The 12,665-nt window shown below is 69.8% G+C and carries 12 protein-coding genes and 1 pseudogene; 5 read left to right on the forward strand and 8 right to left on the reverse strand.

The genetic code is table 11. The features are described from left to right. Positions 1 to 6: 6 nt before the first annotated feature. From ACFY00_RS30845 to ACFY00_RS30855, 3 genes and pseudogenes are all read left to right on the forward strand, one after another. Positions 7 to 186: a hypothetical protein gene (locus ACFY00_RS30845; RefSeq protein WP_388035489.1), complete on the forward strand. Its 180-nt coding sequence runs from the start codon at positions 7 to 9 to the stop codon at positions 184 to 186. Between the two features lie 91 nt (positions 187 to 277). Beyond that, positions 278 to 859 (forward strand): GNAT family N-acetyltransferase, encoded by a 582-nt coding sequence (locus tag ACFY00_RS30850; RefSeq protein ID WP_388035491.1) that lies wholly within the window; start codon positions 278 to 280, stop codon positions 857 to 859. Between the two features lie 41 nt (positions 860 to 900). Next, positions 901 to 1,068, forward strand: a pseudogene (locus ACFY00_RS30855) (LexA family protein); the annotation flags it as partial. Positions 1,069 to 1,075: 7 nt separating this feature from the next. Here the strand turns inward: ACFY00_RS30855 and ACFY00_RS30860 are convergent. The 4 genes from ACFY00_RS30860 to ACFY00_RS30875 all read right to left on the reverse strand — a co-directional run bounded on the left by ACFY00_RS30860 (position 1,076) and on the right by ACFY00_RS30875 (position 7,395). Next, positions 1,076 to 1,825, reverse strand: coding sequence for a hypothetical protein (locus ACFY00_RS30860; RefSeq protein WP_388035512.1), 750 nt, complete (start codon positions 1,823 to 1,825; stop codon positions 1,076 to 1,078). Between the two features lie 192 nt (positions 1,826 to 2,017). After that, positions 2,018 to 2,368, reverse strand: coding sequence for a hypothetical protein (locus tag ACFY00_RS30865; RefSeq protein ID WP_388035493.1), 351 nt, complete (start codon positions 2,366 to 2,368; stop codon positions 2,018 to 2,020). Next, the gene (locus ACFY00_RS30870) at positions 2,365 to 6,915 is read right to left on the reverse strand and encodes an SNF2-related protein (RefSeq protein ID WP_388035496.1); all 4,551 of its coding nucleotides are present in this window, start codon (positions 6,913 to 6,915) and stop codon (positions 2,365 to 2,367) included. The genes ACFY00_RS30865 and ACFY00_RS30870 overlap by 4 nt, the downstream gene beginning before the upstream one ends. Positions 6,916 to 6,921: 6 nt before the next feature. Beyond that, a complete protein-coding gene (locus tag ACFY00_RS30875; RefSeq protein ID WP_388035498.1) occupies positions 6,922 to 7,395 on the reverse strand; it encodes a hypothetical protein in 474 nt (157 codons plus the stop codon). A 443-nt stretch (positions 7,396 to 7,838) separates the two neighbouring features. Here ACFY00_RS30875 and ACFY00_RS30880 point away from each other — a divergent pair, with 443 nt between their 5' ends. Next, positions 7,839 to 8,477, forward strand: a complete 639-nt coding sequence (locus ACFY00_RS30880; RefSeq protein ID WP_388035499.1) for a hypothetical protein — start codon at positions 7,839 to 7,841, stop codon at positions 8,475 to 8,477. 35 nt (positions 8,478 to 8,512) lie between these two features. Here the strand turns inward: ACFY00_RS30880 and ACFY00_RS30885 are convergent, their stop codons facing one another. Then, complete coding sequence (locus ACFY00_RS30885) at positions 8,513 to 9,406, reverse strand: PIN domain-containing protein (RefSeq protein ID WP_388035501.1); 894 nt, start codon at positions 9,404 to 9,406, stop codon at positions 8,513 to 8,515. 86 nt (positions 9,407 to 9,492) lie between these two features. On the opposite strand from ACFY00_RS30885, the gene ACFY00_RS30890 reads away from it, so the two are divergent. Continuing rightward, positions 9,493 to 9,951, forward strand: a complete 459-nt coding sequence (locus ACFY00_RS30890; RefSeq protein WP_388035503.1) for a hypothetical protein — start codon at positions 9,493 to 9,495, stop codon at positions 9,949 to 9,951. Positions 9,952 to 10,132: 181 nt separating this feature from the next. Here the strand turns inward: ACFY00_RS30890 and ACFY00_RS30895 are convergent, their stop codons facing one another. From ACFY00_RS30895 to ACFY00_RS30905, 3 genes are read right to left on the reverse strand one after another with little or no spacing between them, the layout of a single operon-like run. Continuing rightward, a complete protein-coding gene (locus ACFY00_RS30895) occupies positions 10,133 to 10,498 on the reverse strand; it encodes a hypothetical protein (protein ID WP_388035506.1) in 366 nt (121 codons plus the stop codon). Positions 10,499 to 10,551: 53 nt separating this feature from the next. Then, positions 10,552 to 10,950, reverse strand: coding sequence for a hypothetical protein (locus tag ACFY00_RS30900; RefSeq protein ID WP_388035508.1), 399 nt, complete (start codon positions 10,948 to 10,950; stop codon positions 10,552 to 10,554). Further along, positions 10,944 to 11,645, reverse strand: coding sequence for a replication/maintenance protein RepL (locus ACFY00_RS30905; protein WP_388035510.1), 702 nt, complete (start codon positions 11,643 to 11,645; stop codon positions 10,944 to 10,946). The genes ACFY00_RS30900 and ACFY00_RS30905 overlap by 7 nt, the downstream gene beginning before the upstream one ends. Positions 11,646 to 12,665 lie beyond the last annotated feature (1,020 nt).

A 12,665-nucleotide genomic window follows, 5' to 3' on the forward strand; every position in this document is an offset into this window, starting at 1 on the left:
CCGCACTTGGGCCGCCCCTTTTTCTCTCAGCCGGTCGTCCCCGGCGTCGAGGCTCGGCCGTTCCCCGCCGACACCGTCCGACTGCTGGAGCTGGTCTCCAACTGGCGCGACGCAGCCCTGGACCTCGGCGATTTCGCCCCCGCCAGCCCGGTTCCGTGGGTCCTTCCCGGCGGCCGGGAGGAGTGACCCGCACCGACCCGCGCCAAGATCCACCACTGCCGGACCACGAAACTGGTGCCGAGCCCGCGGCGGACTCCGGTCGACCGAAGGAGGAGACATGAGCGTACAACTGGCGGACGGCATCACGTTCGAGAGCTTCGACCCGCAGGTGGAAAGGGATGTCGAGAGCCTGCAGGGGATGTTCACCGACTACCTGCTGGAGGAGTTCCAACGGATCAACGAGTTCGCCTTCGGCAACCCCTGTGCGGACTACCTGATCACCGTCTTCATCCACGTCGACGGCCAGGACGCCGGGTTTATGGCGTTGGACGCCGGCCGGGCCTCGGTCGAGATCATCTACATCAAGCCCGAGTACCGCGGACGGGGACTGGCCACGCTCGCCCTGCGGCAAACCCTCGACGCCTGCCCTCAGCAACTGGCGCTGAAGACGCCCCTGTCGCCCGGCGGCGAGGCCCTGGCCGATCGGCTCGACCTCGCGCGGGCCGACAACTTCCCCGAGGAGCAGGCGAAGAACGACGGCATGCTGCTCACCATCCAGAACAGCATCAAAGCCACGTGCAAGCACGGCAAGAAGGGCGGCGACCCGAGGAGGCCATGCAAGCGCTGCTACCTGAAGGGCCTGCGCCGCTACGCGGCAGCAGTGGTCAGCGGGTACAGCGCCGCGGCCCGGGAGCGGTAGAGCGCCGGACGGACCCCGCCACCGGTCCGTCGACCGTCCATGTGGCGCTGGTGGGCCGGATCACCGCCGGCGGCCCGATCCTCACCGAACAGGCTGTCGAGGACGTTCTGCCGCTGCTCCGCCAACTCGTCGGTGAGGGCGACCTGTTCCCCCTCACCGTCAAGGGCGACTCAATGACCGGCGCCGCGATCTGCAACGGCGACATCGTCGCCGCCGTCACCCTTCGGACTTCCCGGAGAGGAACGCCTTCCTCTCCAGCAGCTCCTTGCCCCGCTCCGTCTTCTGGGCGGCGCGCTTCCGGGCGATGTGAAGGGCGACGGGGCGGCCGCTTCGGGCTGTGCAGGGCGCGGATGCCTCGGCGCTGCATGTGGAGCACCGAAGACCCGCTGCGACGCGGTCGATCTCGGCATCCGCGAGATCGATCTTCTTGAACCGGTGCTTCGCGCACGGATAGAAGACCTCGGGGACGGGGCAGGGCTCGCCGGAGGCGAGTGCGAAGCCGCACAGGGTGTCGGGGTGCGGGTCGTGATGGAGGCACCGGGTACTTCCGGGGGCCTTCTCGTAGGGGCAGCGCAGCCCTGCGGAGTCCCGCTCCCAGCCGGGTTCGTCGAGCTCCGCGTCGAGCGTGGTCTCACAACGGTCCGGCCACGGATCGGCGGCGCCTTCGCGCAGCGGCCAGTGGGAGTGCTCCAGGCAGCGCTGCGAGGGGAGTTCGACGGCAACGCGGCACATCCCCCAGGCTGGCTGAGACCCCCACCTCGAACGACGCGGGGAACTCCAGTAGCAGCGGGGCTGCAGCACTTTGGTGTAGCGCTCGACGAGCTGCTGGGCCTGAGAATTGTCCGTGAGAGTGCGCAGGAGCGGCAGGATCTGCTCGAGGTCCTGGGCGGGGACGTCCACCCGCCGGGGGGAGCCGGTGCGCCTGAAAGCGGTGATCTTCGGCGCTGCGGCCGGGGTGTACTCCATATTCAGGGTTTCTTTCCGCAGTCCGGTGGCCAGGAGCTAGAGGCGTCCTGGCCACCGTCCGCAAAGAACAGCGCTCGGCGCTGTGGTGGAACCGTACCGTCCGGTGGGGCGGTGGTGTGGGATTTGAAGCCGTGCCGCCCTCGGCGGGTCGGCCTCGAGCGGGCAATCGTGTGAATCGGACGGCGCCCGGGGTCAGCGGCGGGCGCGTTCTCTGAGTTCGGCGATGTCGATGTTGAGTCGCTCGGCGATGTCCGCCAGCCGGGCGCGCGGGACGGCGGCGGCGAGGCGGACGGCGTCGTCGTCGCGTGCGCAGGCGAGTGGGGTGCCGGTGAGGAGGTGGGCGCGTGCCTGCGCAGCGGCGTCGGCGACCAGGGCCAGGAGCTGGTCCTGGTCGGGTGCCGGCGGGGGTGGGCAGGGCCACGCCGGTGCAGCCGGTTGCGGGTCGGTGGAGAGGGCGGGCGTGTGGTCGGGGAGGAGGGGGAGTTCGGCTTCCGCGTACCAGGCCCAGGCGTGGTGGGCGGTGAGGTGGAGGCTGGCGGTCATCGCTGGGCTCCCAGGGCGATCAGGTCGTAGATCTGGTCGTCGGTCAGTTCGGTCAGGGCCGAGTAGCCGTCGGTGAGGACGGCGTCGGCGAGGGCCCGCTTGTGGCGCAGGAGTTCGTCGACGCGGTCTTCGAGGGTGTTCTCGGTGATGATCCTGTGCACCGTCAGCGGGCGTTGCTGGCCGATGCGGTGGGCGCGGTCGACGGCCTGGTTCTCCTTGGCGGGGTTCCACGGCCGGTCGAACAGGACGACGTGGCTGGCCTGGGTGAGGGTGAGACCGGTGCCGCCGGCCTGGAGCGTCATGACCATCACCTGGCCGCGGGCGGACTGGAAGGCGTCGACGACCTGCTGGCGCGGGGCGCCGGGGGCGAGGTCGCCGCTGAAGTACAGGGGTTCCAGGTCATGGGCGCGCAGGTGCTGCAGGAGCTGGCGGGCCATCGTCCTGTAGCGGGTGAAGATCAGGGTGGACTCCTCCGGGTCGTTGAGGACCGGGAGCAGGTCGTCGAGGGCGGCGAGCTTCGCGGAACGGGCGGATTCCCGGACGGGGTCCCAGGGGGCGTCCGCCGGCAGACGCAGGTAGTGGGCCGGAGAGTTGCAGATCTTCTGGAGGTCTACGAACAGGGTCAGCAGCAGGCCCTTGCGGGCGATGCCGTCGCTGTCGCGCAGTTCGTGCAGGGCGCGGTCGGCGACCTCGTTGTAGAGGTGGACCTGTTCGTCGGACAGGGTGACGATCCGCGATCCGACGTGCTTGGGCGGCAGTTCGGACAGGAGGCCGGGGTCGCTCTTGCGCCGGCGCAGCATGAACGCGGACAGCAGGACCGCGAGGCGGTCGGTGAGGCTGCTGTCGGTGACGTTGTCCTCGATGGGCTTGGCGTACTGCTCGCGGAAGGCGCGGTAGGTGCCGAACAGGCCGGGGTTGAGGAAGTCCATGATCGCCCATGCGTCGCCGAGGTGGTTCTCCACCGGGGTGCCGGTGAGGGCGATCCGGCAGCTGGATCGCAGGGCACGGGCGGCGCGGCTGGTGGCCGCACGCTGGTTCTTGATCGTTTGTCCTTCGTCGGCGATGACCAGGTCGAAGAGGTGCTCGGCCAGCACCTGGGCATCGCGGCGCAGGGTCTCGTAGGTGGTGATCACGAGGGTCTGGTCGGTGGCGTCGTCGAGGCTGCGGTCGGGGCCGTGGTAGCGAAGGGTGGGGACGCCCGGAGCGAAGCGGTGGGCCTCGCGTTCCCAGTTGATCATGACGGAGGCGGGGCAGAGGACCAGCGTCGGACCTGCCGGGCGGCGTCCTTCGCCGCGTCGGTGCAGGTGCAGGGCGAGCGCGGTGAGGGTCTTGCCCATGCCCATGTCGTCGGCGAGCAGCGCCCCGAAGCCAGCGTCGGTGGTGTTGGCCAGCCATGCCATGCCCAGGCGCTGATAGTCGCGCAGACCGGCGTGGAGTCCCTCAGGGGTCTGCACGGGGGTGGCGCGGGTGCCGTTGCGCAGGAAGTCGACGAGATCGGCGAGCGCCTCGGCTGGCTCGCAGTGGACGAGGTGGCCTTCGACGAGGAGTTCACCGGTGAGGGAAGCCCGCAGGGCCTCCCCGGAGGAGAGCGGGGGCAGCTGGCGGTCGGCGGCGCGACGGGCCGTGTCCTCGTCGACGAGGACCCACTGCCCGCGGACCTTGGACAGCGGCACGAGGGTGTCGGCGAGGCCGTCCATCTCTTCTTCGGTGAGGTCCTCGTCGGCGACGGACATCTGCCAGCGCCCGTCGAGGACATCCGTCAAGGAAAAGGACGGCCGCTGCGCCGATGGTGGGCACGGCGACGGCGACCCCAGCACCACGCGAGTGCGCAGCCGGTCAGTCCACTTGCCCTCCCACTCGATCGCCATGCCAAGGCGCGCGAGGTCCTTCGCCATGTTGCCGCGCAGGACAACGGCTTCGGTGGCCCGCAGGGTGAACTCGTCGGCGACCGGACGCTCCAGGAGCCGCTCCAGGGGCGGCCACAGCGCGGCCAGGCGCCGTAGTTGCCGGCGCAGGAGCATCGTGATCTGCGGGTCGTTCGCTGTCGAGGCGGCCATGACCCACGACCTCCGTGCGGGTTCGGCACGGGGGTCGCGGAGCCGGAGGTCGGCCCAGAGCAGTTCGGTGTCCTCCGGGCTGTTCTTGCGCGGTGCGCGCACGGACAGCACCAGATCCAGTGCCCGGCCGCCGGCGCGCTGCTCCTCCATGTCGTCGGCCCAGTCCACCAGAGGGCTGTGCGACTGCACGCGGGGCAGCGGAGCGGTGAAGGGAGCGCCGCCCAGGACGACGGCGGTGCCCGGGCCGCGGAGCATCGCCTCGGCGACCGCGTCCAGCGCGGCCCGCACAACCACCCGCGGCGCCCACAGCCGGAACGGCTTCGCATCCGACACCAGCCCGCAGTGCGCGGGCGGGGTCAGGGCCTGCCGCAGCTGCCGGGCCCGCTTCTTCTCCTGCTCGGTCAGCGGTTCGGCCCGCCACACATCCCGACCGGCCGCGTCCAACCCGGGCCTCACCCGCCCGTCGGCAACGACTTCCAGGCCCAGGCGAATCACCTGCCGCCACACAGCGGCCGAGTGGGACTCCTTGCCTCCACCCTCGACCAGGGCGAGCGCGTTCGCCAGCAACCGCACCGGCACCTGCCAGCACTCCACCGGCCCCGGCCCCACCGCGACCCCCTCCCGCGGCAGCACCAGCGTCGCCGTGCACCGCTGCACGGGCGGCGGACAGTTCGGTTCCATCGGCAGACCGTCGGGCCGGTAGACCAGGAAACGCGCCGCCGCGTTCTGCAGGTCGACGGTCACCTCGGCACCCTGCTCCAGCACACCGACCAGCGCCGCCCCGGCGGCCTCCACCTGCAGGGCCCCCGCCGTCAATCCCGCAGGCCCGAATCCAGACCCGCTCTGCCCGGGCCGCGGCACCACACCGTGCGCCGGCACTGCCACCGGGCCGGACTCCGTTTCCACCGGGGTCGCCAACTGCTCCACCAACGCTTCGGCCGCACTGTGCTGCGCCGCACGCTTGGTCGCCCCCGTCCCCTCGGCGCTGAGCTTCTCGGTGAACACGGTGCCGTGGACCCTCACGCGGCAGGTGATGACGGCTTCGAAGCCGGCCCCGGGGAGATGAACGGAATCTCCCACGGAGAGCTTGTCGATCAAGCCCTTCTGCTTCAGCTCGTTGAGCACCATCAACGGGTTCGTGCGCGGATTGACAGGCACCGGCACACGCCCCTGCCGCACCGCCTTCGGGGCCTTCGAGAGCCGGACCGCCGCCAGTAGTTCTTGCGCGGCCTGCGCCCGAGCGCTGGAACGCCCCAGCGACCTGCCAGTACCCGACACGACCCGCCCGGCGTCGGCGCACGCCGCGACACACACGTACAAAGGCTCCAGACCAGTGATGCCGGGCTGGTCCTTGAACACCAGATCGCGAATCGTCCCCCGTTCCTGGAGGCGCCACAGTTCGTCCTCGTCGCTGCCCGCATCCCGCTTCTCGGGCAACGGCTCCACTGCCGACGACGGCTGCACGAAGACCCCTTCGAGGGGCAGTTCGGCAAGGTCCGCCAGGACCTGGATCGCCGCTGCGCCGCGGGCGAGCCGCTTGCTCGTCACCCACGGCCCGACCACGTCGACCACCCGCCCGTCGATCGCGCACCGCACCCGGGAGCGGAACAGCCCGCTTCCGCCGTCCTTGCGCTCGTCGTCAAAGCCCGGGGCGGGCAAGTTGCGCGCCGACTGGTACAGCGTCAGGACAGCCACCGACAGACCGGGCTCGGCCGCCGCCGCCCGCAGCGCAGCCGTCCGCGCCGGCGCCCACCCCGGCGACACCGCCGTGAACAGCACCGCGTGCACGTCGCGCGGGATCAACTCCCCCGCGACGATGCGAGCCGCTACCTCTGCCACCACCGCGGGAGCCACCTGCGGAAGTTCCAGTGCCTGCTGCAGCCGGACCGCGAACGAGAGCTCCGCCCTCTCCCCGATCGAGCCGCCCGAATACCGCGGAGCCGGCACCCACCGGCGGCCCAGTTCCTCCTGCTCCACCGGCTCGGCCCCGCACAGGTGCCCGAGAAGACTCACAGCCGCGCGCTGATGGGCCGCCTTCTTCGTTGCCCGCACCACTACCGCCCCGTGGGCTGCGCCGTCCGGGCCGCGCCAGGCTGCTTGCGCCCCGAAAGTCCCCTCGACGCTCGTGGCCACGTCGCGCACCGCGAACGCGTTGAGATCGCCGACGTCCTGGGCGTGGGAGTGCATCACCGACGTGGCGATCTCCGAGGAGGCCGTCACCGCGGCCCACGCCGCGCTCACCGCGTTCGCCGCCGATGCGAAGACGGGGATGCGCAGCAGCAGCAGTCTCAGGTCCTTGGCTCCCAGCCTTCCGGAGCCCGCCCGGAGCACCGCTTCCGCATCCAACTCGGGAGGCAGATGCCGGTCGGCGCATGCTCTCTCCAGCACGCGGGAGAAGACCGACGGGTCGAGCGCCCCCAGGGTCGCCCGCGGGCCGAGTGCAGGGTGGGGTACCGGTGCTGAACCGGTCTGGGAAGGGTTGGCCATCATGAGCTCTCAGAACCGACCGGGCACCGAATCGGACGGCACCCTCTCAGTAGCACAGGATCGCGGTAGCACCGCCGCCGACCAGCCCGACACGGTGCTGTACAGGCGAAAGCACTCGGACGTGTACAGGGCAAGTCGATGTTGACCAGAGAGACTTCGGACCTCCCGCGGGCCTGCGACATCCACCTCGGCCTCACCGGCGACCAGGCCGCCGCCGCCTTCGCCCTCGCCCAGGACGAAGGCGAGGTCCGCGAGATCCTCGGCGAGGCCCTGGACCAGCACTTCAGCGGCGGCTCCTACGGCGGCTTCCGAGGCGAGGACTTCGAATACGACGTCGACGACTTCGACCTGAACTGGCATCGTCCTCGGGGCGGCCCGCACCAGGTCCGCCTCGAGGCATTTCTTCGTCAAATCAACTGCAGCAAGCGGCAGTTGATTGAGCCATCGTCGCTCCTTCACAGGATTCGGCGCTTCCGCTTCCATGACGGACCCGCTCGCCCTTCGCTGATGTTGCGACCGGCCGAAGGCATCCGAGAGCCGAAAAATCCACAGAATCCCAGCCCGAAGGGACCACCGGTTCCACTTCAGCGCGGAGCAGAGCCGAGCTGCGCGACGGAATTCACAAGCCGTAGAAGAATTCTGCTCGGCCATTTTCTGGAACGGACCGGTCGCTGGAAAAGAATCCTTTGGAACGGACATTGCTCCGCCGGATTCGCCTCCGCCACGGTCGCCCAGGAACCGGGCCTGTTCGCTGTCTCGGAAGTCTCCCGGCCCATCGGCTTCGGCGCCTCGGGCGCGTCCCGAGGCACGTCTCACCAGCTCCAACCAGCAGATGGGAGCAGCGACTTGTCCGAGATGGACCGTAGTGTGATCGGCCAGGCCGCGCTGTCCGCGGCCTGTTTCGGAAGAGGAGAGAGGAGTCGACCGTGGCGATCAGCACCGTGCGGGCGGCCTGGGTACCGGATGACGATCCCGAGAGAGACTGGGAACTGGCAGCCGACCTTGCTGTGTCCTGGATACGGCGGGAGTGTGCCGAGCAGGGGGCTTCCGGCGTGCTCGTGCTCAACGGCCGGCGTGCGCACGAGTCGGTTCCGTCGTTGCGCTCCTTCGCGGCCGAGCACACCGTGACGACTCCAGCTGCTTCCCGCGAGCGTGTCGGACGCGGCGTCGGGCCCGTGCTGGCGTACGTGCCGGACGAGAAGACCCTCGACTTCGCCATGCGTCTCGCTCGTGGGTCGTCGTTGGCCGTCGTGGAGAGCGTCCAAAGCTTCGCACTCCGGGGCTGGGCGAGCGCGCTCGGGGCCATCGACTTGACCAGGCCGGACGAGCGGCCGGAAGAGGCCAGTCCCGGATTCGCCAAGGCCATCGACCGGTTGAACTCCTATAAGAACAACGGCTTCGGCGACCCGTTCGGCAAGCAGCAGGCCCAGCGCACCCTCCAGAACCTGGCCGACTCGGAAGGGCTCGACCCCGAGGCCGTCCTGGGCGCTCTGGCTGCCCGGGGCGCTTCCAGCCGAGCTCTCCGCAACCTCGCGAAGCTGATCGACGGGCTCGGCCAGCGCTGAACGCGTCCCTGAGCGAAGGGCGGGAAGTCCGTCGCTCAGGGCTCGATGAAGGGCAGGGAGACGGCGGCCAGCTTGGTCTGCAGGTTGAGGTCGCTGGTGACCACGTACCAAGCCGAGCCGGGATGCCGGGACTGCAGCAGCAGAGTGGAGGCCACGAACCGGTCGTCCGGGACGTCCAGGTCCAGCCAGGCGGGCAGGGCGTCCGACTTCGGCTCGATGTGCTCGAAGACCGCGTGCACGTCGCCGGCGACCCGGACGCCGCGGGTCACGTCACCGCCGTTGCTGCGCAGCCCCTTGAGCCGCCGGTCGGCCTTCTTCGCCGCCTCCCGCAGCTCCGGCGTCCGGCCGCCCCGCTTGTGGTCGTCGATCTCCCGCAGCACCACCGGCAGCAGGTGCGCCATGTACCGCGGCCCCGCCTCGGCCGTGTACGCGGCCAGATCCGGGTTGTCGATCAGCGCGTTGGTGTCCACCACCAACCGCACCGACCACTCGTCCTCCGGCAGCAGGCCGGTCAGACCGCGCAGCTGCGCCACAGCGGCGTGCAGTGTGTCGACGGCCTGGTGGACGTGCTGCGGGATGGAGTGATCGTAGCTATCCGAGCGGATCAGCCAGCGCTCCAGGAGACCGAGGTTCTCATCGAGCTTCTTGGCGGTCTCGGGCGTCGGGTGAGGAAACAGGAGCCGGAAGCGAGGCTCCCAGTCCCGGAGTCGGCCGAGCAGGCCCATCCGCTGGCGTTCGACCTCGGGAGTGCTCGGCCCCCAGCCCCAATCCGCGGCACCTACGAAGAAGAATCCGTCGCCTGGACGGTTCGGGTTCACGTAGAGGACGGTCGACGCTTCGAGGACGGCGACGAAGTCCTCCTCGATCGCGGCCAATTGTTCCAGGAGGCGGTCGCTGTACGTCGGCGGGAGCGGCTTGCGGTTCGACATCCCCTGATGATGTCCGACGGCTCCAACACCCAGCACCCCGTTTTGCGCGATCGCTGTCCACAGGCCAGCGGTTGAACCCTGGCCCGATGACCGATCACACCAACTCCAGCCCGGCACCCGGCGCGTACGGGCGCCGCCGCCGCCAGATCCAGCGCCTGATCGACCACGGCCGGCTGAACGACCTCGCCCCCGAGCCCGGCGACGAACGCCTCCTGGACGTCCTCGCCCGCACGGGCCACCGCACCGCCCTGGACGTCCAGAGCTGGCTCACCACGGCCTTCCTGAACAGCACCGGCTGCTACGCCGACCCCGCCGTCCGAGCAGCCTCCCGGCTGCCCGCGCTGGTCCTCGAGGAGGCCGAGCGCCGGCACCCCTGCCCGGCCGCCTGCCCCGCCGCGGGTTCGCAGTGCGACGGCTGTGCGCAGGCCTGCGGGAGCGGCGCTCACTGCGGCCTGGCCCTGCTGTTCCGCAACCTGTCCAACGCCCTCGGGGCCCGCCAGCAGCACGCCCAGCACCTCCTGGAGGCCCGCACCGCCTTCGAGTAGGCACAGCGACAGGTCCCGGTCGGGAACACCGCCGAGCGCGGTGTTCCCGACCGGGACCTCGAGTTCGTTCTGCCGGAGCAGAACGAACTGATCAACCCTGTGATGACAACACCGACCCTTACATCGCCTCCGCCCGTACGTCTTCCTGAGCGGGAGGACGGCCAGAGGCGGGTGCTGCGGGTCAGATGAGGTCAGCAACCCGTTCGTCGCTCAACCGGCGGCCAGCCTCCAACAACCACTGCCTCAGGTGCCTCGCCTCACGGGCATCGTTCAACAAGTCCGTCGCCGCGCTCTCCTGACGAACCTGCTCTTCCTGATCGGGGCTGTCGGCCACCGCGGCGAGCTGCGTGAGCGCAGTCGCGCGCCCCTTGTCCGCGAAGTCCGACAACGCCTCCAGGACCAGGGGCAGGTTCTCCCACACCGCCTCCCCCATCTCGCGGGTCACCTTGCGCTGCTCCACCGTGACGACGAACCCCTCTGCCAGCCCTGTGGCCACTCGGTTCCCTGCCCGCTTCCAGATGCCTCGCTCTTCCATCTCCGCCCCCATCTCTCCACTCCGATCCAGCAGTGTCAGCCTGTCGCCGACACGGACTTCAGTTCCTACGCGCTCTTCTTCCGGGAGGGCACCGCGCTCAGGTGCCGGACGGGGGTCGGCGCGGCAGGCTCGGGCAGTTCGCCGGCCTGGATGGCCTGCAAGGCGTCGGTGATGCCCGCCTCCATCTCCTCGACGGTGTTGTAGCCGGCGAACAGCGGGTGGATGTTGTAGCTGCGGTAGCGGCCCTCGGGACGCAGCACGACGTGCCGCTTCACGAGTTGGCTCACCGCGATGGACGTCCGGTTCTTGCTGAGCCCCACGGAGGCCGCCAGCTCGGCCTGTGAGGCGTTCACCTCGCCTCCGGAGTGCTGGACCTCCGACATGGCGCTCAGAACGTCGTAGGCGGCCTTGGAGAGCCCTAGACGGTGCAGCTGCGCCATAGCGAGGTGCGACTGAATCAGCATGCCTGTCCCTCCACCACCAGGTCGTCGTTGTCGTCCCCGAACGCCAGCTGCCTGCTGCGCGGCGGCGGGAGCTTCGGCGGGACGAAGTTCGGGAACTCCTTCTCCGCCGCCTTCTTCATCTCATCGTCTCGCATCTGCGGGAAGTGCTGGCGCAGGGCGGCCGAGGCGTCCGCGCGCAGCTGGGCGAGCGTCTCCTCCTGGACGTCGCCGTTGCCCTTGAAGCAGATCAGCGGGTTCACCACGATCACCGAGTTCGACCGGCGCTGGAGCATATGCCAGCCCTCCAGCGTGCCCAGGGCCCGGGTCACGTTCGCCCGCTCGATCCCCAGGTGCTTCGCGATGGCCACGTGGGTGGCCTTGAGCCGGCCTTTGCGCTGACGGCCCATGCAGAACACCAGCACCGCCGACTGCGCGGGCGACATCCCGTGACGGGCGATCAGCACGGCCAGGACCTCGGAGAGGAAGTCGTTGCTGACCTGGCTGTAGCCCCCGCGACCGAAGACCTGGTGCGGGGCCCGGTAGACCCAGTCCACCTTCGCGGCCTGCACCGGTCGGCCGGGCTTCGGGGGCCGCTGCTCCATCGCCTTGGCGAAGCTGTCCGCCAAGGACGTCGTCCGCGGCGGCTCGGGACTCTCCCCGGCCTTGCCGCGCCTTGCCTGGGCCACGCTGCGCTCCGCTTCCTCGGTCCCGATCATGTCCTCCGGCACCCTAGCCGAGATTGTCACCGCAATCCGGGAACTTTGTCCCCGTCGGCGTGGCCCCCTTGTGTCGGGTGCGACACCAAGCATCGACGCGGGAGACGCTGGCACCCAGGCTGAGCAGCACAAATGCTTTTGTCCCTCTTTGCGGGGCCAAATCTGGTCCCTCGGTGTCCGCCCCAGCACAGACCCGCAGGTCAATGTGCCAGAACCAACACATAGCCCTCGGCAAAACCCCAGGTCAAAGCCCCAATCCACGGCGGCCCCTCTTTTCAGTAAGACGCACGCGCGCGAGGCCCCGCCACCACCGCCCACCACCACGTGCCCGCGGGCACGTACGCGGCCCCCCCGCCGTCCGGCAGCATCGGCCTGCGGCCGATCCGGCAGTGCCGCGCTCGCTGCGCTCCACCTGGACCGGACGGCGGGTCAACTGCCCTTCCGCCGGACGTGCGTGGCTTCCAGCCGCGCGGAGTGCCGACGGGGGCTCCTCCGGACCCCGCCCCCGCCGGATCGGCCCGCGGTGCCCCGCCGTAGCCCCAGACCCATCCAGACCGTCCCAAGGAACCCGACTGGCGTGCGACCGTGCCCAGCCGAATTCGCCACCACCCGATCCCCTATTGCTGCTCACGCCACGTCCATTTCTTCCGCCCGAAATTAGCTGACAAGGCGAAGCCAGGTGCGGATTTCTTAGCGCCTTGACGGAAGAACTCCGCCGGATTTATCCGAGTGAATCTTTAGCGGCCGAATAATCAACCTAGACCCTTGCCCCAACTCCAGAGTCCAGCGGGCCAAATTTTTGATGCATGCCATCGAGCGAAGGCCGCCCCCTACCTCACCCCAACGAGTGACGCGCCCTCAACCACCCCGCGACCCTGGGCCGAAGGCCCCACCCACTCCACCAACTCCGCGCGAAGCAGCGGAGTTGACCCTCCACCACCCCCTGCCCCACCCACCCAAATCCGTCACGCGAACGGGCGAAGCCCGAATAGCCGGGCAGTCGGCGGCGAAGCCGCCGAG

The organism is Kitasatospora sp. NPDC001540, from assembly GCF_042894345.1.
GTDB lineage: Bacteria > Actinomycetota > Actinomycetes > Streptomycetales > Streptomycetaceae > Kitasatospora > Kitasatospora phosalacinea_C.